This is a genomic window from Methanolobus vulcani (genome assembly GCF_900100715.1).
GTDB lineage: Archaea > Halobacteriota > Methanosarcinia > Methanosarcinales > Methanosarcinaceae > Methanolobus > Methanolobus vulcani.
In genome coordinates, this window is the sequence record NZ_FNCA01000009.1 from 34,882 (window position 1) to 58,378 (window position 23,497).

General features: G+C 40.2%; 23 protein-coding genes and 1 tRNA gene. 18 read left to right on the plus strand and 6 right to left on the minus strand.

What is annotated here, in order from left to right; all coding sequences use genetic code 11:
• Nucleotides 1-147 precede the first annotated feature (147 nt).
• On the minus strand, nucleotides 148-2,079 hold the full coding sequence (locus BLP52_RS11735; RefSeq protein ID WP_091710680.1) for a sodium:solute symporter family protein: 1,932 nt from the start codon (nucleotides 2,077-2,079) through the stop codon (nucleotides 148-150).
• Between the two features lie 310 nt (nucleotides 2,080-2,389).
• Between BLP52_RS11735 and BLP52_RS11740 the strand changes: the two genes are divergently transcribed.
• The 6 genes from BLP52_RS11740 to BLP52_RS11765 all read left to right on the plus strand — a co-directional run bounded on the left by BLP52_RS11740 (nucleotide 2,390) and on the right by BLP52_RS11765 (nucleotide 7,831).
• Nucleotides 2,390-3,673 carry a DNA double-strand break repair nuclease NurA gene (locus BLP52_RS11740; RefSeq protein WP_091710681.1) on the plus strand — a complete coding sequence of 428 codons (1,284 nt, stop codon included), beginning with the start codon at nucleotides 2,390-2,392 and terminating at the stop codon, nucleotides 3,671-3,673.
• On the plus strand, nucleotides 3,654-5,489 hold the full coding sequence (locus BLP52_RS11745; RefSeq protein WP_238380824.1) for an ATP-binding protein: 1,836 nt from the start codon (nucleotides 3,654-3,656) through the stop codon (nucleotides 5,487-5,489). The genes BLP52_RS11740 and BLP52_RS11745 overlap by 20 nt, the downstream gene beginning before the upstream one ends.
• Before the next feature lie 508 nt (nucleotides 5,490-5,997).
• On the plus strand, nucleotides 5,998-6,546 hold the full coding sequence (locus BLP52_RS11750) for a hypothetical protein (protein WP_091710682.1): 549 nt from the start codon (nucleotides 5,998-6,000) through the stop codon (nucleotides 6,544-6,546).
• A gap of 94 nt (nucleotides 6,547-6,640) precedes the next feature.
• Nucleotides 6,641-6,714: transfer RNA gene (locus tag BLP52_RS11755), tRNA-Lys, on the plus strand.
• 233 nt (nucleotides 6,715-6,947) lie between these two features.
• Nucleotides 6,948-7,547: a hypothetical protein gene (locus BLP52_RS11760; protein WP_091710683.1), complete on the plus strand. Its 600-nt coding sequence runs from the start codon at nucleotides 6,948-6,950 to the stop codon at nucleotides 7,545-7,547.
• Between the two features lie 113 nt (nucleotides 7,548-7,660).
• Nucleotides 7,661-7,831, plus strand: coding sequence for a ribbon-helix-helix domain-containing protein (locus BLP52_RS11765; RefSeq protein ID WP_023845152.1), 171 nt, complete (start codon nucleotides 7,661-7,663; stop codon nucleotides 7,829-7,831).
• A gap of 64 nt (nucleotides 7,832-7,895) precedes the next feature.
• Here the strand turns inward: BLP52_RS11765 and BLP52_RS11770 are convergent, their stop codons facing one another.
• From BLP52_RS11770 to BLP52_RS11780, 3 genes are all read right to left on the minus strand, one after another.
• Nucleotides 7,896-8,669 (minus strand): sugar phosphate isomerase/epimerase family protein, encoded by a 774-nt coding sequence (locus tag BLP52_RS11770; protein WP_091710750.1) that lies wholly within the window; start codon nucleotides 8,667-8,669, stop codon nucleotides 7,896-7,898.
• A gap of 1 nt (nucleotide 8,670) precedes the next feature.
• Nucleotides 8,671-9,114: an RNA-binding domain-containing protein gene (locus tag BLP52_RS11775; protein ID WP_091710684.1), complete on the minus strand. Its 444-nt coding sequence runs from the start codon at nucleotides 9,112-9,114 to the stop codon at nucleotides 8,671-8,673.
• A gap of 99 nt (nucleotides 9,115-9,213) precedes the next feature.
• The gene (locus BLP52_RS11780; RefSeq protein ID WP_091710685.1) at nucleotides 9,214-9,750 is read right to left on the minus strand and encodes an AAA family ATPase; all 537 of its coding nucleotides are present in this window, start codon (nucleotides 9,748-9,750) and stop codon (nucleotides 9,214-9,216) included.
• A gap of 127 nt (nucleotides 9,751-9,877) precedes the next feature.
• Between BLP52_RS11780 and dusB the strand changes: the two genes are divergently transcribed.
• The 7 genes from dusB (at nucleotide 9,878) to BLP52_RS11815 (ending at nucleotide 15,360) form a co-directional block, all read left to right on the plus strand.
• Entirely contained in the window at nucleotides 9,878-10,834 is a 957-nt protein-coding gene (gene dusB, locus BLP52_RS11785) for a tRNA dihydrouridine synthase DusB (protein ID WP_091710686.1), read from the plus strand.
• A gap of 270 nt (nucleotides 10,835-11,104) precedes the next feature.
• Nucleotides 11,105-11,653, plus strand: a complete 549-nt coding sequence (locus BLP52_RS11790) for a pyruvate ferredoxin oxidoreductase subunit gamma (RefSeq protein ID WP_091710687.1) — start codon at nucleotides 11,105-11,107, stop codon at nucleotides 11,651-11,653.
• On the plus strand, nucleotides 11,650-11,910 hold the full coding sequence (gene porD, locus BLP52_RS11795; protein ID WP_091710688.1) for a pyruvate synthase subunit PorD: 261 nt from the start codon (nucleotides 11,650-11,652) through the stop codon (nucleotides 11,908-11,910). The genes BLP52_RS11790 and porD overlap by 4 nt, the downstream gene beginning before the upstream one ends.
• Nucleotides 11,911-13,125: a pyruvate synthase subunit PorA gene (gene porA, locus BLP52_RS11800; protein ID WP_091710689.1), complete on the plus strand. Its 1,215-nt coding sequence runs from the start codon at nucleotides 11,911-11,913 to the stop codon at nucleotides 13,123-13,125. It abuts the gene before it with no gap.
• Nucleotides 13,122-13,997: a pyruvate synthase subunit PorB gene (porB, locus tag BLP52_RS11805; protein WP_091710690.1), complete on the plus strand. Its 876-nt coding sequence runs from the start codon at nucleotides 13,122-13,124 to the stop codon at nucleotides 13,995-13,997. The genes porA and porB overlap by 4 nt, the downstream gene beginning before the upstream one ends.
• Nucleotides 13,998-14,253: 256 nt before the next feature.
• Nucleotides 14,254-14,907, plus strand: coding sequence for an endonuclease III (gene nth, locus BLP52_RS11810; protein WP_091710691.1), 654 nt, complete (start codon nucleotides 14,254-14,256; stop codon nucleotides 14,905-14,907).
• A gap of 168 nt (nucleotides 14,908-15,075) precedes the next feature.
• Nucleotides 15,076-15,360 carry a DUF3303 domain-containing protein gene (locus tag BLP52_RS11815; RefSeq protein WP_154717867.1) on the plus strand — a complete coding sequence of 95 codons (285 nt, stop codon included), beginning with the start codon at nucleotides 15,076-15,078 and terminating at the stop codon, nucleotides 15,358-15,360.
• 93 nt (nucleotides 15,361-15,453) lie between these two features.
• Here BLP52_RS11815 and BLP52_RS11820 read toward each other — a convergent pair whose 3' ends face one another.
• Complete coding sequence (locus tag BLP52_RS11820) at nucleotides 15,454-16,161, minus strand: DNA alkylation repair protein (protein WP_091710693.1); 708 nt, start codon at nucleotides 16,159-16,161, stop codon at nucleotides 15,454-15,456.
• 260 nt (nucleotides 16,162-16,421) lie between these two features.
• Here BLP52_RS11820 and BLP52_RS11825 point away from each other — a divergent pair, with 260 nt between their 5' ends.
• The 5 genes from BLP52_RS11825 to BLP52_RS11845 all read left to right on the plus strand — a co-directional run bounded on the left by BLP52_RS11825 (nucleotide 16,422) and on the right by BLP52_RS11845 (nucleotide 21,735).
• Nucleotides 16,422-18,089, plus strand: a complete 1,668-nt coding sequence (locus tag BLP52_RS11825) for a SulP family inorganic anion transporter (protein WP_091710694.1) — start codon at nucleotides 16,422-16,424, stop codon at nucleotides 18,087-18,089.
• Nucleotides 18,090-18,164: 75 nt separating this feature from the next.
• Nucleotides 18,165-18,650 carry a VOC family protein gene (locus tag BLP52_RS11830; RefSeq protein ID WP_091710695.1) on the plus strand — a complete coding sequence of 162 codons (486 nt, stop codon included), beginning with the start codon at nucleotides 18,165-18,167 and terminating at the stop codon, nucleotides 18,648-18,650.
• A gap of 29 nt (nucleotides 18,651-18,679) precedes the next feature.
• Entirely contained in the window at nucleotides 18,680-19,390 is a 711-nt protein-coding gene (locus BLP52_RS11835) for a 4Fe-4S double cluster binding domain-containing protein (RefSeq protein ID WP_091710696.1), read from the plus strand.
• 348 nt (nucleotides 19,391-19,738) lie between these two features.
• A complete protein-coding gene (locus BLP52_RS11840) occupies nucleotides 19,739-20,221 on the plus strand; it encodes a hypothetical protein (protein WP_091710697.1) in 483 nt (160 codons plus the stop codon).
• Between the two features lie 5 nt (nucleotides 20,222-20,226).
• The gene (locus BLP52_RS11845) at nucleotides 20,227-21,735 is read left to right on the plus strand and encodes an HD domain-containing protein (RefSeq protein WP_091710698.1); all 1,509 of its coding nucleotides are present in this window, start codon (nucleotides 20,227-20,229) and stop codon (nucleotides 21,733-21,735) included.
• A 372-nt stretch (nucleotides 21,736-22,107) separates the two neighbouring features.
• Here BLP52_RS11845 and BLP52_RS11850 read toward each other — a convergent pair whose 3' ends face one another.
• Entirely contained in the window at nucleotides 22,108-23,490 is a 1,383-nt protein-coding gene (locus BLP52_RS11850) for a hypothetical protein (protein ID WP_238380825.1), read from the minus strand.
• Nucleotides 23,491-23,497 lie beyond the last annotated feature (7 nt).

Here is a 23,497-nt window from a genome sequence, read left to right on the forward strand (position 1 = left end):
AGCATACCGATTTTTGACATAAATATTATAATTAGGAGAAAAATAACCACAGAATATACAATAAGAGATGAAATCAATCATACATGAAAAAATAATTGCTTCGGATAAAAATACCGAAGCTTAATCTTGTTAGAACTATTTGTTCTGTTAATTGTCAGAAGGCAATGTCAGCAACAATCCAATGTTTGCAAATGCCTCTGCAACCTGCTTGAAAGCAATAAGGAACTCTTTTTCACTCAGGTCAAGATCAGCTGCCATTGGTTCTGCTGCAAACCATATCTCTTTCTCACTGTCTCCACGGGTAAGTGAAACACAGGCAAGCATGTCAGCCTTGGTGAGCCTGTAAACAGAATCCCTGCCTGTAGGAGTTACCCAGGATGGATGAATGTTTTTGAGTTCATTTACAAACCTGTCCCAGTTAATTGTTGCAGATGCTTCAAGGTTAAGTTTGACAATTGCACGGTCTCCGGTAACTTCCTTTTCAATGACCTTGACAAGCTTCTTATATTCTGGATCAGACTCGTCAACTATCATAGCCTCTTTCTCAAGCTTTTCTGCTTCATCAGCAAAGAACGGAGCAAGGTTCACAGTATCAGATGGTTTTGTAGCCAGTGATACGCCAAAAAAAGCAACTCCACTGAGCACCATTCCTAAGATAACACCATGGTTTGAAAGTACTGGGTGAATTGTGTCAAGATAAGCTGTTGCAAATGGAGGAGTATTTGCAAGATCCACGGTTGTCAGTGCTATCTGTACAACTGCACCAACAATAAGTCCTGCAAGAGCACCTTGCTTTGTTGCACGCTTCCAGTACAAACCTCCCATCAGAGGGAAGAAGTAGGCTGCACTTGCAATGAAGGTTGCAATGTGAATTACATCGATAATACTGTCAATGTAGAATGAAAGAACAGTTGCCAATGCTACAATGATAAGTACACTGATCCTGTTTATTGTCATCATCTGTTTCATTGTTGCATCAGGCTTTATGTATCTCTGGTAAATGTCACGTGAAATACATGAACCACCTGACGTTGCAAATGTATCTGCAGAAGACATTGCTGCTGCTGCTAGACCCACTGCACAAAGACCAATTGCCAATGGTGAAAGTGAACTTACAATGTAGACAAGAAGAGCTGGCTCTGCTGCTGCCATTGCACCCATTCCGATCTCAGAGAATGAAGCCGGTATCTCAGGATAAATGTGGTTAAGTCCAATTGCAATAGCAGTACATGCCACACCAAAGATAAGAAAGATCAGGAAGGAACCAAGGATCATACCAATTCTTGCTGACTTCTCATCTTTTGCAGCCCATATCCTTTGCCATGGATCCTGCTCTGTGATCCATCCGGGAATGATGGCAAATATGGCAATAAGAACCGCAGGGATACCTACTGAGAAGGGATTCCACCATCCAGAAGGCATGTCACCGAAAAGATCAGAAGTTGTCATAGCAGGGGCATCTACAGTGCCGGATGTTGCTGCAGTAACAACCACAAAAGCGATGATTAGTGAAAATGTAGCAAGCATAACAAACTGCACCACATCGGTCCAGATAACTGCAGAGAAACCTCCAAGTGTTACATATACTGAAATTGCAAGAGCAACAATGGCTGCTGCATATATCGGTTCAAGACCAAAGAAAATGTTCAAAACAAGTGAGAAACCCTTGATATCAGCAACAGCAAAAAGAGCCATTACTATTGCAATAACAATCGCTACCGGACCACGAATAGTACTGCTGAACCTCTGTTCCAGAAGTTCTGGCTGTGTGATAGCAGGCAGATGCTTAATCTTACCAACAAGAAGGGCAATAAGCAGCAATGCAAGGATGTTCGGAGCAACAAAACCCCATATAGAACCCATTCCAAGCAGCATATAAAAACCAATTACAGCTAGTATTCCACCAGCCGTCATCCATGAAGATGCTGCTGAGAAACCAATACCCAGTGCGCTTATCTTACGGCCCGCAAGCCAGAAATCAGTTACAGACTTCTGCTTTTTTGTGAAATATAATCCTATACCTATCAGTCCAAGCAAGTAGACTGCCATTAATACAAGGAATATCTGATAACTTTCCATAATAACTACCTCATATAATAATTAATATGGCCTCGACAGAAACTATCAAAGACCTTTATATATGTGGTATAACTCTTATTATGATAAGTATATAAGCGTTTTCAAAAAATACAGTTTATGTTTAATCAATTTTATTTACCTTTATTAATTTAACTGAATCTATTGATAGCTATTTTAACAGAACAAAACCAAAATACAAAATTAAGTTGAGTTAATAAAAGGAAAGTTTCCCAACTTTAACCATTAAATTGAATACTCAATTCTATGCTCAATCCAAAATAATATTATCATTCAGATACTATTTCCTAGCATGACCCTTGAGCCGGTTCACATAAAAGAGATACATGAAATCGTCGACCGCATCGATAAATGTTTCAAAAAAGATGAAAATGACAACGATGACAATGAAAAAGTGAAGAACATATTTGAAAGGCTCAGAAAGCTTGAATACAATGATAAGGTAGTTTTAAGATCAATCGGGTCTGTCAGACGTGGAAAAGCAAGTATTGAAAGATTGCTGCATTCTGAAGATCCATATCCTGTCTCATATTCCTGTGACAGTGGAAGCACCACTGCCAAGACATTTGACAATGGACTATACATCGATTTCTGCCACTGTGCAATAGCCTGTACACCTACTGACCTTGACGTTCACAGCAAAAGAACAATTGTTGCAGCAGCTTATACTCTGAGTGATAAAGTATATCTTAATACCAGCAACAACTGGGAATCTTTTGACAACGGCTGCGGAAGAAAAAAGATAATTCGTGTGCAACCCGGACTGCTCAACAAAAAGGTCACTGACATACTACATGATATTGCTCTCTATCTTTCAGAATCAGAGCACATACTCTGGATGCTTGACAGCATTGGAAATGATGATTTTTTCATAATGGATGGTCCCATTTATCCTAAAAGGATAATGTACTGGATGGTAGTAAATTCCGAGGATGTGGACATCAGTATCGACCCAAGCAGCAGGAAGATCATTCAGAACTACATTGACATAATGGACCACCATATTGAGAATATGAAGCCTCTTGTGGGTTTTGTGAAGAACCCGGAGGACATGCAGATAATGCTTGCACTGAGAAAACAGGAACCTGAACTTGATCTTCCGTGGCTTGTGGATGCACAGTTCTTCAAAAATGCATTATCACTTGAAAGAACTGGTTTGAAGAAGCGTGAAGCTGACAAATATATTACTTATACAAACTGGTTCGTGCAGCCAAACCAGTTCTACGAAAAGATGTTGAAATCAACATCACCCCTAGTTGCTGAAATGACCAGCAGCAAATTTGATGCAGAGGATTATGCCCTCAGTTTCTTCATGGCATATGTGCCGAAGCTAAATACTATTTTCAAGATAGAATCGCCTTATGGGCTTGTGAAAAACGAAGAACTGAGAAACCGGATGACAAGAAAAGTGCTCTATGACCTGGCACTTAATGGAATACCAAAGACACTTTCAAAAGCTGATTCTATAGCAAAGATACCGGTTCCTGAAAGAAAGAATATCATTGACAGGTTCAGGAATTCAAAGATTGATACTAATTACAACAGCATAAGATGGGATGAGAAGGATGAGAGATAAGGACATACTTTCTTTTGCAGGCGACATGGATGATGATCTGGAGATCGAGATTCCGGCAACTGACAAAAAACTGAGTGTAAAGAGAGAAGACGATTTTGAGGAACTTGTGCCTGAAACTGATAGCAAGGCATATACGCAGAATGGAGTTTCAGATGAGGCATTCGGTATAATAACCACAGGAATAGACCCGCTGGAGATAACAGAAGCCGGAGCAAGAATTACCGGATATATTACAACATCACACCGTCAGAAAGTGAGGCTTGGAACCTATGTCATGGTTCCATACGGAGACGAAGATCTGTTCGCAAGGATATGGAAACTCCAGTACCTTCAGGAATATGCTGTTGATGATGCAACAGAGATACACTCACGCAGGATGCTGCAATCCAATACAACAGATGAGGTTGACTACAAATTCCTAGCTTACCTTGATCCGATTTGCATTCTTTACGAACCAAGAGGAAGAAAAGGAATCCTTGATAGGAGAATGAGTGACAGGATACCACGCCCAAATACTCCCATTTTTCCTGTAACTGATAAAAAAAAGATACAGACGGGTCTCAATATTCCTGAGGAAGGAATTTTCATGGGACATTTGAGTGTTGGCGGGGAACTTGTCAAGACACACGCATTCCCATCGACTGTCCCATATTACCTGAGAAATGATTACTCAATGGGTGACCCTTTAATTTTCAGACACATGCTGGTCTGTGGAAGTACGGGAACTGGAAAAACATTCCTGACAAAGAACCTGCTGCGTCAGTTCATGAGTGAGAATAACCGTTACAAGCTCCGTGGTTCTGAGGAAAGAAGAAATCCCTGTCTGGTAATAATGGACCCGCAGGATGAGTATTCCCAGCTTTTTGAGGACAACCCTGAAATTACAGACGATGACGAATTGACATTTGAAGCTGAAGATGTTAATTTCGGTGCCTGTAAGAACACCAAGACTTTTGTTGCAAAAATCAATGGTGAAGCCTATACTGGCAGATCAAGAGCAGAACAAATAGAATTCACAATTCCTTTTGAAATGGTGCAGAATAATTCTTGGCTCATTGCACCAGTAGGAATGACAGAATTGCAATACGTTGGAGTTGACCTGCTGCTTGAGGATTACTTCAAGAAAACCGGACAGCACACTTACAGCGGTTTCATGGACTTTATTGACAACGATATTACAAGAGACCTGTATGTTGAAAGCGGAAAGATACACGAATCTTCCTATGATGGTATCGTGCGCAGGGTAAAGAACCGTGCCCTTGCAAGAGTATTTGATCAGCCCGCAAGACCGATTAGTGAACTTCTCGGACAGATTTTCAAACCCGGACAGGTGAGTGTGTTCCCTACAGAGTATATCACAAACTCACGCATACGTGACATCATTACTCTTACTTTGATGAGTACAATAGTCGATAACAAACTGAACACTTCTGGAGAGGCTGCCGTTAAAGAAACCCCTATAATCCTGGGGCTTGATGAAGCTCATCGTTATCTTGCAAAGGCAGGAGGAGAACACTCAAGGAGACTCATCTCTAAGTTTGCCGATGCTGCTCGCCAGGGAAGGAAGGAAGGACTTGGACTTTTCCTTATCACTCAGGATCCACAGGACATTGACGATACAATTTTCAAGCAGATCAACACGCGCATAATTCTCAATCTCAGTAATGATGCGGCAATCAGTACAATGAAGGTGAAAAAGGAATTTGAGAAGAGAATTCCTTACCTGAAAAAAGGACAGATGATTGTGCAGAGTCCTGATAACAGTGATATGGTTGAGATTATGGGGCTTTCACGGTGTGTTGTGAAGCATGTATGACCGGATTTATAAATTAAATTCCATTCCTTAAGATATATATTTGCTTTTTGAATTTTATTTAGAAAAGCATATATATTGTTTGGTGCCCAATTTAATTTAAGCAGATGCCAATTAGTGTTTACTCAGATTAATGTATAAAAAAATTCTCAAATTGCAATTCTGAATTTGGGAAGGGGGAAAATATGACCAACGTACCAACTGTAGAAGCAATTTTGGCTTTCATAGCCTTGTTGACCTTCCTTCCTTTTGTGGTGGGGGTTTTTTTTCCTACATCTTTTTTAGAAATACGAAAATATCATTTTTAGGAGGAATTATTTCACTACCCCTATCCATTTTAATATGGTTCATTATTAATCTACCGATTTTTTTCGATGCACTGTTTGCAGGACTCCTTTCCAGCATATTAATAGGATTTATACTTTACAAATTTAAAAATTGGGAAATATCCACCATAAAATCGAATGTAAAGGGTACATTAAAAGTTTTTAATCGAAGAAATCTTTCTCTTTTGATCATTGCAATTTTAGTGCTAATTTCAATAGTTGTGTATGGTTTAAATCAGGAAAAAGAACTTGAATTCAAAGTAAATGACCCGAAAGGTGATATGAGTTACCGCGAGCTGAATGGGTCAGAATACGAACTTAGAGGATATGACCATATAGATATTACTCGGTTGGAATCAAAAATCGTAGGTGATTCGGTAGTTCTGGAAATGGAGCTTGCCGGAAACGTGTCTGAAAAAAAAGCTGCAGAATATGATTTTTTTATCTATACAACGCGTTATAGTTCCCCTGACACATCAATTTCCCGCAGAGAAATGGAAGAAAATAGCAATATTCTAAGAGGGTATATCCCTTTAAAATCGCTAGAAGGACGAAATATCTTTGTTGTCACAGCAGTTTCTTCAGATTATACCTACAATCCTAATCTCGGCAGAGAAGGAGTTTCTGACTCATGCTCTAAAAAGAGGGCTTTAGGCGGTTATCTGCAATCAGCAGAATATTTACTAAAAATACTGTTGACACCTTTGGGTAGTATTTTGTACATGGTTGAGTAGAATCCGGCGAATATTACATACCGGCCCTTCTAACCGAAATGTATATATGACACAAATACGTATGGATGTCTCGCTCAACTGAGCATGACAACGCGGGCCGGTAGCTTAGCCAGGCAGAGCGACGGACTCTTAATCCGTAGGCCAGGGGTTCAACTCCCTTCCGGCTCGCATCTTACTATCTTTTTTTCTGAAGTTCTCGATTTTTGAGAGCAATCACTATATTTCTATTTTAGCCATGGTGTTCTGAACCAGAGATTCGAAACATTGTTTCATAACATTATAAGTTGATGCGCACAAATTCTTATATTCGGGTTACAAACTTAATTACATGCGCAGGGTGGAGTATATAAGGATTGCATATTCGAGACCATACAGTCCTACAACCCTTTACAGGTGGAAAAATGAAGTATTACAGGGAGATTACAGGTTCAATCATCGTGTCAATTCTGCTTATTGCCACTATATCTACTTTTATACTATGCGGTACGGCTGCTGAGAACACATCTGACTCGGAAAAACCTTACTATGCACTGGCGGGTTTCATGCTGAATCCAAGTGACAGTGATAAAGAGCTTATAATGCAGAGGATAGATGAATCTGATCAATTATCAGAAGATGAAAAGACTGAACTGGAACAGGATCTGATAAATGTCTGGAACAGATACCCTGATAATACAGAAGAGGACCTCATTACAGTGAAAAAAGTACTTGATATTACGGTAGCGGTTGCAGAAAAAGAAAAAGCGACAGAGACCACAACAATTGAGACAACGGAATACAACACAAAAACCGAACTAGAGGAAGAGATTCCGGCAGAAGGAACCATAGAAAACACTACTGAAAACATAGAGACTACTGCTGAAAACGTAGAGAATACTCCTGAAAATATGGATACCAGTGATGAAAAGAATGAGACACAATCTGCAACTGCAACCCCCGGATTCTCAGCTTTAAGTCTTGTTTTTGTCATCTCACTTATTTTGATCAGAAGGAAACGGTAAATTTAACCGGTTTCAACCGGCTTCCGTTTTTTTTATTTTTCGATTACTGTTCTGAAAACATTCCATTAGCCTTATCTATCTTTGAATTTTATTTGATTCAAAAAGGTGAAACAATGCCAAAAGTGAGTCTTGACATTCCCCAGGAGCTTCTTGACGACCTCAACAAACATGTTGGAGATAACAAGAAGTTCGTCACACAGGCTGATGCTATAAGGACAGCCGTGCGTAAAATGCTTGACCAGCTCGATGATATAGACCGCAGGCACGGCAGGCTGGACGAGTAAATTAAAAAATGAAAACGAAATTAGATCTTATTTTGTGCCTGCAGGCACTTTTCAGATTCAGTGATCAAAGGCTTTTCAAATACTCAATACACTGCCTGCCTTCATCGAGGTTCATCATTTCAGTGACCATCATGCCTTTGTAACCTGAAATGCTTTCCATGAACTTTTTCCAGTCCACGGTTCCCTGTCCAAGAGGAAGGTGTTCGTCACGTTTTCCATGGTTATCGTGGATATGCATGTGTTTGATCTTTCCAAGGCACTTTTCCACGAACTCATCAACAAATCCATTAGTATTAGCATGGCCTACATCAAGAGTAATTCCAACGTTTTCCCTGTTGACATCTTTCAGAATATCCAGCATCTCATCGGGATTCATGCCGTATATCTTTGGCATTTTGGGCATGTTCTCAACCGCAATTACAATTCCCATGTCTGCTGCATGATCGGAAAGTTGCTGAATTGATTCAACATTCTTCTTCCAGGCCTGGTCCTGAACCTGGCTTCCGTATGGGGAAAGATAACCCGGGTGAACCACAGCAAGGCTCACAAAATCAGATCCCATGTCCAGACATTTTTTCATCTGGCGCATGATCTCGTCATGAATGCCTTTATTGAGGCCTGCAAGGTTCATATCAGAGAATGGCAGGTGCATTGTGAGTGTAAGGTTGGTTGTTTCGGATATGTCACGTACCAGATGGATATTTTCATCACTGAGGGTCTGTGAGCCTTCCTGGACAATTTCCCAGCCGGCGTATCCCATATCCTCAAGTTCGTAAGCCCAGTTGAACTGGTCCCCAACTGCTGCACGTGATGAAAAACTCAGGTTTGTGACATTCATATTAAACATCCCTAATATCCATTTCAAAATCAGGAACACCATCTTCTGTTGGTGGTGTTAGCCAGTCAACGAACCTTTGCATCTCCCCTTCATTATCGGCTGTTACGGTGACATTGATAGATCCAAGTGGTTCTTCCTGTGCAGGATAATTCAGGCGGCCGACGCTTGCAACCTGCTTGCTGATGATAAAAGAAGTTGACAGGCCATCCTCTGACCTACCGACATTAAGCCTTGTGCGTGAAGTGTCAATAGTTTCCTCCTCTCTTATCTGGAAGTGAATATTTTTCAGCGCATAGATGTCACTCTCACCGGTGAACTTCCCGCTGTACTCTGAGCTTTCCTCGTAATCAAAATCAATCTCAGGGAAGAGTTGGTCAAGAGCTGAGAAAACTTTGTCCTTGCTCTCTGTAGGGTTTACGACTGCTGAAACTGTAACTTTTATCATGATAACTTTCCTGCCGGTTATGACTGTAAGTTTTATGGAATTCTTCTTTGAAATAATTCCTGAAATTTATTTATGAAAACTATTCTTTATGCCTGTTCCTTACTCCACAAGTGCCAGGATACTTTTCCTGAACTCATCAAGAGTGTTATTATTCTCAACAACAACGTCTGCAATTTCCATTGCTTCACCCATTCCCCAGCCAAGCTCACGTTCATCCCTGACCTTAAGCTCACTAATATCTTTCATATCATCGCTTCTCTTGCGGGCAAGCACGCGATTGAACCTTATCTCAAGAGGAGAATCCACGGAAACAAGGGTGAAATCTGATCCAAAAGCCTCTTTGAATCTCTCTACTTCAGGAACGCTGCGAACACCATCAATACCTATGAAATCCTCATTTGCAGCCTGGATCTTCGGGATACATCTCTTTGCAACAGCGTCTCTGCCTTCCTTTTCACGCAGGTCGGTGCCCACACCGCCTGTATTGGCGTCGGTTGGCTCAAGTCCTCTGCGTACAACCTCTTCCCTGATGACATCTCCCATATTGATAACAGTGATACCTTTCTGGCGCAGAACAGATGCTGCCTCTGATTTGCCTGAGGCCGGCATTCCAACAAAAGCTAAAATCTTAGTCATAGATGAACCTGTCTTCTTTTATTAAGTTAGTAAAGGATAAGTCTTAAAACTCAATTTCCAGTGATTTAATAGATTTTTCCATACATCCTACTTATATATTAGTATACCCTTCGATAGGACAATTCCAATGAAAATCGCTGACATTAATATTCCTGGAAATATCCTGCTTGCACCAATGGCCAATGTGACAAACCTTCCTTTCCGTCTCATGTGTAGAAAATACGGGGCATCCATCACTTATTCAGAAATGATAAGCTCGGATGCTGTCATATACGAGAATGAGAAAAGCATCAGCCGTGGGATGAGCTGCGAAGAAGAAAGACCGCTTGGAATTCAGATTTTTGGTAATTCTGTTGAAAACATGACTGAAGCAGCTCTAAAGATAGAAGAGATCTACCAGCCTGAAATTATCGATATCAATTTTGGCTGCCCTGCAAGACTCCTGACAAAAGACGGCTGTGGGTCTGCACTTCTAAGGTCACCTGAACTTATTCATGAGATAGTTACAGGGCTTACAGATAATCTGTCCACTCCTGTAACCGCGAAAATACGCATAGTTGAAGATATGGAAAAGACACTGAAGATCGCACACCTGATCGAAGACGCTGGAGCAGACGCATTAACAGTTCATGGAAGGACAAGGCAGCAACAGTATTCCGGAAAAGCTGACCATTCTTACGTGAAAAGGATAAAACAGGAACTCAGCATCCCTGTTATCGCTAACGGTGATATTATTGATGAAACATCAGCATGGCAGGTATTGGATTATACAGAATGTGACGGTATAATGATCGGCAGGGCTGCAATGGGTAATCCTTTCCTTTTCAGGAGAATTTCCCACTACCTTGAGACCGGGGAAATACTGGAATATAAGGAATGCAGCCAGAAAATTGCAGACCTGAGAGAATACTTTGGGCTTTTAGAGGAATATGACCTGATGCATACTGTCAACATAAAGGCGCAAGCACAGTGGTTCACCCGTGGGATGAGAAATGGCAGACATATAAGGAGAAGTATTGCCAGCTCAAAAAACATTGAAGAGATTTTGCAAAGTCTGGATGAAATGTGCAAACATGCCGAGTGATACCATTTATAAATCAATCATTATGTTTTTAATATACTTATTTTTATTAATTGATGGTGTATTAACACCGTAAATTACCGAAAGACTAAATAGTAATTAACCGATTCTACACAATTAAACATTGCATATAACGTCAGTTGACGAAAAATATGATACTTTTATGGTATTAATTTTCGACACCTTACGTGCGATGTTTACCGATAAAAACGTACAGAAAATCGGAATAATTTGTTATATCTATTATTACACATGGTTTATGGAGAATTCTAGATGAAAGAAATACGCATACACGGTCGTGGTGGTCAGGGCTCTGTCACAGCTGCTGAACTTCTGGCCGTTGCTGCTTTTGCAGACGGTAAATTCAGCCAGGCCTTCCCCGCATTCGGAGTAGAAAGAAGGGGTGCACCGGTCCAGGCATTCACAAGGATCAACAATGAACCAATCAGGCTCAGAAGCCAGATCTACGAACCTGATTACGTTATTGTACAGGACCCTACACTCCTTGAAGTAGTCGACGTTGCAAGCGGTCTCAAGGAAGATGGCATACTTATCATTAACAGTGACTTTGACGCTGACAAGTTTGACCTTGATACCAAGGCAAAAATAATGACTGTCAACGCAACAAAGATCGCACTGGATATTATTGGAAGACCTATTGTAAACACAGTTCTTCTGGGTGCTTTTGCAGGGGCAACAGGCGAAATAGAGCCTGAATCAATCATGGAAGCTGTTAAGGAAAGGTTCCCTGGTAAGGTAGGAGAAAGGAACGCTGAAGCTATCCAGGAAGCATACAAGATGATGAAGGAGGCTAAGAAATGAAGATTCTTCCAGGTGGAGTCTGTGAGGCAGGCACAACCAGAGTAAACAAGACTGGTGGATGGAGAACTTTCAAGCCGGTTTACGATTACGACAAATGCATAAAATGTAAGTTATGCGAACTCCTTTGCCCGGACAGCGCAGTAAACCCAAGAGATGACGGATACTTTGAGTTTGATTACGAATTCTGCAAAGGATGTGGAATCTGCGCAAACGAATGTCCAAAGAGCGCAATCACAATGGTTCTGGAGGAGAAGTAAATGGCACCAGAAAACAAACTTGACAAAAGCAAGATGGTCGTTGTCGAAGGTTCATACGCTGTTGCACACGCTGTAAAGACCTGCAGACCAAATGTAATTTCAGCATATCCAATTACACCACAGACCCACATTGTAGAGGATCTCTCACAATTCATGGCAGACGGTGAGATTCCTAACTGTGAGTACATCAATGTAGAATCTGAGTTCTCAGCACTCTCAGCACTTGTCGGTTCTTCAGCCGCAGGAGCAAGATGTTACTCTGCAACAACCTCACAGGGTCTTGAACTCATGCACGAGGTACTGTTCAACATATCAGGTATGAGACTGCCTGTTGTAATGACAATTGCAAACAGGGCTGTCAGTGCACCTATCAGCATATGGAACGACCATCAGGATGCAATCTCCCAGAGAGATACCGGATGGATACAGCTCTATGCAGAGAACACACAGGAAATCTCAGATATGACAGCACAGGCATACAAAATATCAGAGGATAAGGACATCCTTATGCCTGCAATGACCTGTATGGACGGTTTTATCCTTTCACACGTTTACGAACCTGTTGTACTTCTTGAACAGGACCTTACAGATGAATTCCTGCCTAAATACGAACCTGAGAATGTTCTTGATCCAAAGAACCCACTGAGTTTCGGTGCTTTTGCAGACCCTAACTACTATACAGAGTTCAGGTACTTGCAGGAGCAGGCAATGCAGAAAGCCCTTAAGAAAATAGAGGATGTAGCAAATGAATTCTACGACGTATACGGAAGATACTACGGAGGACTTATTGACGAGTATCGAACAGACGATGCAGATATCATCATCATGGCAATGGGATCCATTGTCGGAACCATTAAGGACGTCATTGATAAACTCAGGAACAGGAATGTGAAGGTTGGTGTTCTAAAGGTCAGGTCATTCAGACCATTCCCTGTTGAAGCTATTAAGAATGTTGTCAAGGATGCAAAGGTTGTTGTTGTGCTTGACAAGAACATTTCACTCGGACTTAACGAAGGTGCACTCTTCACCGAAACAAAGTCCTCACTCTACAACACAGATGTCAGAGTACCTGTTGTAGGTTACATGATCGGTCACGGTGGACGTGACATCAAGATAGACACCATCGAGAAGATCATCGATGAGGCTACAGAGGTTATGAAAACAGGTATCAAGATCGAAAGCCAGTTTACCGATGTGAAGGAGGAACTAATATGAAATCATTGTTAGCCCCAGGACATAGAGGATGTGCAGGTTGCTGTGACGCAATGGCTGCAAAGTTCACACTTATGGGTGCCGGTGAAGACTGTATTGTCATCAACCCAACCGGATGCCTTGAAGTTATGACCACCCCGTTCCCTGAAACTGCATGGGATGTACCATGGGTACACTCACTTTTCGAGAATGCAGCTGCAGTAGGAGCTGGTGTCGAAGCTGCCCTTAAAGCACTTGGTAAGAAAGGAAACACCAAGGTCGTTGTTATGGGTGGAGACGGTGCAACACTGGATATCGGAATGCGTTCTATTTCCGGTGCATTCGAAAGAGGGCATGACTTCACCTATGTCTGTATTGACAATGAAGCCTACATGAACACCGGTGTTCAGAGAAGTGGTGCAACACCTTACAATGCTTCAACCACAACAAGTCCTTCAGGAAAGGTTTCATTCGGTAACCCAAGACCAAAGAAGAATATGCCTGCTATCATGGTAGCACATGGCTCGCCATACGTTGCCACAACATCACTTGCATATCCAAAGGACATGATCAAGAAGGTGCAGAAGGCCACTGAGATTGAAGGACCTTCATATATACACTGCCATGCGCCATGTACAACTGGCTGGGGATTTGATACTTCAAAGACAGTTGAAGTCGCTAGGATGGCTGTACAAACAGGTCTCTGGCCACTGTATGAAGTGGAGAACGGAGATATCACCAAGGTCAGAAAACTTGGAAAGAGTATTAAGCCTGTTGAGGATTACCTCAAGATGCAGCGCCGTTTCAGCCACCTCTTTAAGATGGAAGGCGGTGAAGAAGAGATCGCAAAGATCCAGGCTATCGCTGACAAGAACATTGAAGTTTACGGGCTCTAAACCCGTATCTTTTCTTCTTTTATTTTCTCTTTTTCATTCGTAATCCTTATATTCCAATACTCACTTTCTGTGAGTTCCCACCATGCCTGATTCAGATATGTCATGGAGGAGATTTATTTCATTGATTTGTATTTATGACAATATATTGAGAGGAATCTATTCTTGATAAAATATTGTTTCCGTTATTATTTTTAGTTCTAGTGGAAACACTGGGGTACTCAATAAAGCTAAAAAGTATCAAATTATAATTCATCCCATGACCATCCAATCACCTGTCCCTGACAACAGAGAAAATTTTGACGAAATATTCAGGCTCCTGCAAACAGAATATCCCAATGCTGAGCCTATGCTTCATTTCAATAATCCTCTGGAACTGCTGGTTGCAACAATTCTCTCAGCCCAGTGTACTGACAAACAGGTGAACAAGGTCACACAGGTTTTATTCAAAAAATACCACAGTGTTGAAGATTTTGCCAACGCTGACCTCACTGAACTTGGAAAAGATATCTACACCACAGGATTCTACCATCAGAAAGCAAAGCACATAATCGGAAGTGCACAGCTCATCCTTACAGAATTCGGTGGCAAAGTCCCTGATAACATGGAAGACCTTCTGAAACTTCCGGGTGTTGGCAGGAAAACCGCAAATATTGTCCTTGCAAGAGGATATGACATTATTGTGGGAATTGCAGTGGATACACATGTGACAAGGCTTTCACAGAAACTCGGGTTTACAAAGAACAGCGACCCAAAAAAGATAGAGATAGATCTCATGGAACTTGCTGAGAAGAAAGACCTTGAGAACCTTTCCATGACACTGATACTTCACGGCAGGAATGTGTGTATCGCAAGAAAGCCAAAGTGCGGGGCTTGTGTTGTGAATGAATTGTGTCCTTCAAGTGAAGTTTGAAAGGTCAGATTCAATCTGAATTTTAGCCATAAATATTAATTTCCATTTCAGAATAGATAATATTCACAGTATATATATTAAAATAAATTTGTTTCTTCAGTAAATAAATACCTGGAACGCATATAATAAATTGCTAAGAAAAAAAGAGATATAACAGGAGGGTGAGAAATGCGATTTATGGATATAATGACGTGGGACCCAAAAGACAACGAAGAAATGGAAAAGCGATACCTGTCATGGAAATACCCAAACGGCTACAATGTAATATCAGAGTGGTCTGATGTATCCTCATGCAGGGTCTTTATCATTTACGACCTCGAAAATGAAGAGGCATATGCAAGAGCTACATTCCCATGGAGAGATATCTCAAAGCTTGAGACCATTCCTATAATGGAAACAAAAAAAGCTATTGAGCTCGGTGAAAAGATGATGGCGGAAATGGCAAATGTCTGATAAGTTAGAGAAAAGAATAACCTGACATTCCTGTCAGGATCCTTTTTTATTATGAGAGAACAGAAAAACTGAGAATTGAACTTGTTTTAGTTACTATTTTTCCATCGCCTTAGCTCTCAATTCCTTCGGCATTTTCTCAATAGCATACCTGAGCGCTGTCCTTGGCATAACTTCCTTGTTCGCCACCACGTAGTCAAATACTTCCTGCTGGTGTTTCTTGCTCGCTTCCTTTAGCATCCACCCGTAGCCTTTCTGAACCAGATCATCCTCATCAGTCAGCAGCATATCTGCAATCTCAAAAATATCATCGAGGAGCTCTCCCCTGCGAGCCGCTAAAACGAGTGTTACAGCAGCAGCACGCCTGTACCAGCGATTATCAGATGCAGTCCACTTTTTGAGCGAATCGATGTACTGAGGATACATATCGATGAACGTACCGATGGTGTGATTGCAGAGAGTATCACATTTCGCCCAGTTGTTGACATAATCCCCGACCCATCTCTCAAACACAGCAAAATCCTCAGGTTCATACTGCTTTCTCAGGTTGTACGACCATTCGAATGCGATAAAGGCTTCCTCCATGTAATCAGAACTCAGGAGCTCTTCACATAGAGCAAATATCTCCTGCTTGTTTTTGCCCGATACTTGCTTGTAATAGTCTTTTGCTATTTTTCTGGCAACCGGTGTTTTCATGCCATAGCATTTTATTTCTTCTTTGAAGAAGCGGTTCGAGCTTGCTCTGGCTTCTTCGTCAGAGTTTTGCTTAAGCTCGGCTCGGAGTTGGGAGATTATGGGGTTCATAGGGTTTTATTGGAGGGATTAGAAGATAATTTTAGTGGGTGAACGATAATTCAAAATAAGTTTGGTCAAGCATTTGACCACTCATTTATATGCAACAGGAATTAAATTTGGATATATGTTCAATAAATGAGTAAAACACCCTTTATCATAAATTTCAATACCATTTGTAACTTATTTTCATTATCAATCGGTTTTATATATTTAATAACGCTTTTAGCCTTCATCAGAACATTTTTTGACGCGAGTCAGCTGGCTTTCAAATGGATATTCAAAAAAAAGTCTCAAATTATCTTAAAGAATCGTTTACGAGTGATTTAAAGGCCGGATTTATCACGGCCATTGTGGCATTGCCACTTGCTATTGCTTTTGCTATTGCTTCAGGCGTCGAGCCCCAGATGGGATTATACACGGCTGTCATCGCAGGAATGCTGGTATCGGCAACCGGAGGCTCACGGTACTCAATCACCGGACCAACCGGTGCGATGACCGTGATCATACTTTCAACACTGCACAGCTTCGGGCTGGAAGGACTACTCCTTGCAGGTTTCCTCGCCGGTGCGTTTCAGATACTGTTCGGAATCCTGAAACTTGGTAAAGTCGTCAAGTACATCCCTCTACCCGTCATATCAGGATTCACGAGCGGTATCGGTGCAATCATTCTCATAGGCCAGATACCAAATGCCCTTGGACTGGTCATCCCTTCAAAAGAACACGTATGGGAAACACTATACGCCATAATCTCCAGTGCCAATCTCATCAGCAGCACAGCAGTAATAATATGCTTCGCCACGATTCTGCTTCTCTTATTCCTGCCGGGACTCATGGCCAGAATAAAATACATCAACAGCCTCCCACCTTCAATAATCGCACTCATTCTCTCAGTTCTCATGGTATATTATTTCGGAATCGAGATACCACTTGTAGGCAGCATCCCCGCTGGACTTCCACAGATCCATATGCTCAACTTCAACCTTGAACTACTCATGACTGTTCTGCCGGCAGCTCTCACTATAGCACTCCTCGGTGCCATTGAGGGACTGCTCTGTGCCGTTGTCTGTGACGGTATGACCAACAGCAGACATGACAGCAACAGAGAACTAGTGGGTCAGGGAATCGCAAACATGGCACTGCCATTCTTCTCAGGAATTCCATGTACTGCCGCCATTGCAAGAAGTGCTGTCAACATCAGGGAAGGTGCAAAGACCCAGATGTCAGGAATAATCCACGCCCTGATACTGCTTATGATATTACTTTTCCTTGGTCCTGTCGCTGCTTTCATTCCAAAGGCATACCTTGCCGGAGTGCTCATCCTGGTTTCCCTAAGGATGATCAATGTAACCGAATTCAAGACCACCATGAACATTAGCAAGATGGACACTGCTGTTCTAATCGTGACTTTCCTTCTCACTGTACTCACTGACCTCGTATTTGCTGTCCAGATGGGTATGTTCCTCTCGATCATACTGCTCTTCATAAGACTCACAAACGTCATCGACATTCACACCATGGAGAACTACGACAAGACAAAAGGTATCAACGCCACTATCTTTGCTGACCCTTACCTTGAGAAGAACGTCTCGGTTTACACCATAAACGGTCCATTTTTCTTCGGAGCCATGAACGTGTTCGAGAGCAAGATCAACGAGCACATGACTATTAGCAAGCCTCACATAATCCTGCGTATGCGTTACGTCCCCTTTATCGATACAACAGGTATCGAGCGCCTCAAAAGCTTTATCAAGGCAAGCAGGAAACAGCACCAGAGGGTATATCTTACTTCAGTACAGCCTGAGGTTATGAAGAGAATGGAAAGCGACCTGGAACTGACAGAACTCATGGAAAAGCAGCACGTGCATATTTGTGACAGCACTCAGGATGCTCTGTTCTTTTTAAAGAAAAAATATGGTAACAGCAACATTAAACATTAAGTTCTGATTTCATGATCGATCTATCAGGGATAAATGATAAATCGATCTACTCTTCATTTATACACGGGGATCAAGTTGAAATTTACATGTCCTTTAATTGCAGTCAATGACCTTGAAACGTCAAAAGAATTCTACGAAAAAGTGCTGGGCCAGAAGATTGTTCTGGACCTTGGATGGAATGTCACCTTTGACGGCAGCTTTGCAATCCAGCTCAATTTTGCCGACATCGTATCAGTTGATAAGAGCTCGGTCATGAAGAGATCACATAATTTTGAGCTCTATTTTGAGGAAGATGACTTTGATTACTTCATCGAACACCTGAGAACATTCGATGATATCGAGTATGTTCACCCACCTAAGAAACACGACTGGCAGCAACGCGTTGTCAGAATATATGATCCTGACAAACATATCGTAGAGATCGGAGAATCAATGGCGGTCATTGCAAGACGATTTTTAGATGAAGGAAAATCCATAGAAGAAACTGCAAAACTCATTCAGCATCCCATAGATTTTATAAAAGCTGTAAGCTGTGACAGGGAAAGAAAAAAAGCAGATTAACTAATAGAATCATATTCAGAGGTATCATTGTGAGTATTCAGGAAGAATTGAACAGAATTGCACTGGAAAACGGAGTCCAGTATTTTGGTGTGGCAGATCTTTCAAATGCTACTGATTTCATTGTTGATCAAGGTGGTAAGAACCTGTCAGAGTATCCGTATGCTATCTCAGTCGGAATAAGAATGATGGATTCTATTGTTAACAAACTGACACATAGAAATGAGAGAGCAGCATTATTGAATTACAAGCATCATGCGTACGATGTTATCAACTCAAGACTTGACATGATAACTTCAATCCTGAGCAGCCATATTCAGGATAATGGCTATGCAGCACTTCCTATTCCTTCATCAAAAAGAATAGATGATGAAAGGATCTGTGCCCAGTTCTCCCACAAACTGGCCGCCCACCTGTCAGGACTTGGCTGGATAGGAAAAAGCTGCCTCCTGATAACCCCGGACAACGGACCAAGGGTCAGATGGGCTACAATCCTGACAGATGCACCCCTCCAAGCTACGGGAACCAGTATGGAAAGCAGATGTGGAAACTGTAATGAATGTGTGAAGATATGTCCGGTCCAGGCTTTTACCGGAAGGAATTTTGTTGAAGGAGAAAACCGGGAAATGAGATATGATGCTAAGAAATGTGATGACCATTTCAAGGAAATGGAGAACAATGGGCAGCTAGCTGTGTGTGGATTGTGTGTTTATGTGTGTCCTCATGGGAGAAAAAAGAACTAAGATATTTTCTACAAAAAAGTGTAGTAATATGAAATGAATTAATAAAGTAATTTATCTTTGAAGCCACTCTAAATTCAGAATAAATAGATGCGCAAGTAAATTGCTGAGAAAAAAGAGATAAATTAGCTAAAATAATACTCATCTAAAGTATAAATGCCATATAAACAAACTTAAAATTAAGCAGAAAATAAATTTTAACTAGCGGAGTGAAAGTATTAAAAACGGAGATAATAAATACAATTAACTTAAATTGTTACATAGATAGGATTTAAGTATAAAAATATAAACTAATTTATTTATAGTTTTATTATCAAAAATGATGTCCTATTAAAATAGAGGAGATGAAGAATGGCAAATGAAAAAATATTGAGCAAAGTTTTAGACATTATTGGACTGGGGAAACCAGATATGTCGGATTTTGACAATAGGCTTCAATATCAAAAAGTTATTTATTTGCTTCAAGCTTCTGGCTTATCACTAGGTTATGGATATAATTGGTACCTAAAAGGACCATATTCATCTCCATTAGCACACACCTTATTTGCAATTGATGACAATACATTTGAAAGTAGCAAAGGCTTGGTATTTAAAAACAACGAAGTTATTGAGGAGAAGCTTGAAGCTTTCAAAAAGAAGTTGGGTGAAGATATTAAAGACGTCAACTACTTAGAAATATTGGCATCCTTACATTACATTAATAAAGCAAATTTTGCTGGAAATGGAAAAGGAAAGGAACTTACCGAGAAATTATTTCAAGTTAAGCCTTACTTAAAAGAAGCTGACCCAATTCTTATTGAAAAAGCATTAAATAATTTGAAAGATTACAATTAGAATTAATGACGCCTGATGACATTGACTTTAGAAGGGAAATTTATGACAATGTCCATGGGTTTATAAAAATTACAGAATTAGAGAATAAAGTCATTGATTCACCTTTTTTTCAACGTTTACGTAACATTAGGCAATTGGGATTATTAGATTATGTTTTCCCTGGTGCTTTACATAATAGATTTAATCATTCAATTGGTGTCATGCACGTAGCTGACAAAATGATTGTAAGCCTTCAAGAAAAAAATAAAGTATTTTCTGGCCAACGCAAATTGATTAGAATGGCTGCACTCTTGCATGATATAGGTCATTATCCATTGTCGCATCTTATAGAAAGTGAAGTCAAAAGTGACACTAAATCAAAATACAAACCACGAGATATTTCAATTGAAATTGACAACGGTATTGAAGATAATTCTTTATCGGAACAGAGTTTAGAAAATAAAGTTCATAACTTAAACTATGAACTACATCCCAGTAGAAATGATTCACTTGACTTTGCTCATCATGAAAGAATTACTGGAATCGTTATTCATTGCACCGAGATATATGATATTCTTAAAGAGGAATTTGATGATAACGAAATACGAGCTATATGTCAAATTATAGCTGGAACTTATTCCGGTCCAGAATCACTTATAATTCACTCTGAATTAGACGCCGATAGATTTGACTACTTATTGCGTGATTCAAACCATACAGGCGTTAAATATGGATTATTTGATTCAGAACAAATAATAAGAAACTTAGACTATGATGAAGAAGATAATCTTTTAGTTGTAAACGAAAAAGGACAAAAAGCCGTTGAGCATTATTTATTATCAAAATACTTTTTTTATAGCACTGTTATTTTTCATAAAGCAACTGTCGGTTTCGAATTAATGGTAAAAAAAGCATACAAAGGATTACTTGAAAGAGGGCATGCTGTTTCATACCTTGACCTAATTAATATGTTCCAAGATGAAAGTTCTACATCTACTATAAATTATCTTGATTTTACGGATTCATGGTTTTTCAACACTTTAAAAGATATAGAAAAACAGAAATTGGATTATGATAAAAATAAAGATTACGAAATTCAAGAAGATGTTTTTCTCATATTTGTTAGTAATATCTTAAATAGAGTACCGTTAACGTTAGCACATGAAGAACAAAAAATGGTGAGAAAGGGAGAAAATTTTACTCCCCGCTTTGTTGATGATATTATCCAAAACCATATAATTGAAAAGACAGGAATTGAAGAGAGATGGTATATTCCTTTTGAGATACCAATTTCAATAACTAATGTTGAACCTTATAAAAGTTTACGTGATAGTTGGTATTCTTCTGAAGATAAAGAAGAGACAATTAAAATTAAGAAAAAACATGAAAATGGATATAAATATCTGATTGAAGATGAAGCTTCAATTATTCATGTGTTAAGTGAACAAAAATTAAAGATATGCAGAGTGTATACAAAAAATAAAGAATATGCAGCAAAAATAAGTGAAATTCTCGACAAAAAACCTTGCAGCTGATATTCTTTTAATTGTAAAATAAATTATTTACAACTTCATCATCATCCCATACCCATAATCTCCAGATGGCTTTATGAAAATATACACTCAGCCGTACGCAAAGAGAAATAAAAATTGTCTCTGTAGAAATCTTTGAAATTCATATTCACGGAACTACAATTATCTATATTGGTGTACGAACAGATACTTGTTTAACTCGCCAATATTGATCTCATCAGAATTTCTACAGAGGCGAGTAGTTACATGTTAGTTTTTGATTAAAGAGAATAAAGCGCTTTCCCTTGTTAATTTTTAGTAACCTGCATTTTAATTAGATTCTAAAGGTTAGATGAATATTAAAACCAGATAGATAATAGACACTCAAACTTCCAATTAATCCCACTTAACAAAACTCCTTTTCAACACAAACAAGGACACAGGTATCAGCAACACCGACAAAAGCACCAGATGGAAGTGTAGCTGAGCAAGGAAAATCATTCCCATAACCACAGGACCGATAGCCAGCACATAGCTTGCAAATGTACCGGCGTTATATAGTGAAAATGTTGTGTTAAGACCGGTCAGGTAAACAGTCACCGAAACAACATACATTGAAACTGCAACGAACAGCAGGATGATGTGAACAATATCGATCAATCTGCCCGCATAGATGGTAGCTGCCACAACCACCAGAAAAGGAAACACATTCAGCAGTGAATAACTGTTGAGCTTGCTTCTAAGAACATCAGCAACCGTTAGAGGAAGGAAAGAGTACGAGCTGAACATGTCAAACTCAACCAGCCAGTTGTACATGGAAGACGCCATCATGCCTACAACCACTGTAAAAACCACAAGTGTGTCCAGCCCTGGTACAGCTTTAAGCAACTGAGGCAGGAACAGCCATACAAGCAAAACAGGCACAAGGAATGAGAATACTATTTTTCCGGCACCTCCTTCACTGCGGCTGAAATCAAGATAATCCTTTGTCATAAAATGAGAGTAACCATAGAAATCCAGTTTGTCAGAAATTTCACTGAACCTGTTCCTGTAATGTTTCTGAGATTGCGGATAATCCACTTTCAGGAAAATCAGTGATATTATAGATGGTACTAGAACAAGAACAATACAGGTAATCAGAACTTTCAGGGAAGGCTCAGTATATAGAACAAAGGAAGGAAGCCTGTAGAATACATCAAACTCGAGTCCCTGGAAGAAAATCAGGAACAATACTGGAATCAATAGTAGCAGGAAAAGAGCCTTCTTGCCAAGATTAGCATAGATTGTGGATAGTAAGAATACAAACGATAGACCGATGCAGAATGAAAAGAACAGTGTCAACAGCAATAGGAAGAATGAATAATGCATGTCAATTATGATGGCTCCTGCCACAAATCCCACTGTGAACGGCAGCACATACAAGAAGAAATAATAGATAACATCCTTGACAATGAAATTAGCAAAAATGGTTCTCTCAGATATCGGAAGTGTCCTTGAAGAATAGGCTAGCAGACTTGCCTGTCCGAATCTCCTGTTCATAACTTCCCTGCCTAGCAGACCGAAACCTCCAACCATTGAACCCATGAAAAGCAACAGGTAATGTATTCCCAGCAGCACATCGGTCTGGCTAATTATCCTCCAGAATATTATCATGGAAAGTGAGAGTAACATGGAAGCGGCTGCAATCACAGCCGGAAATAGGGCAAAGCCTCTATCCCCGAAGAATGCGGAATGCATCCTCCATTCTTCCTTCATCATGCTCCTGAACAGCTCGAACATTACCGGC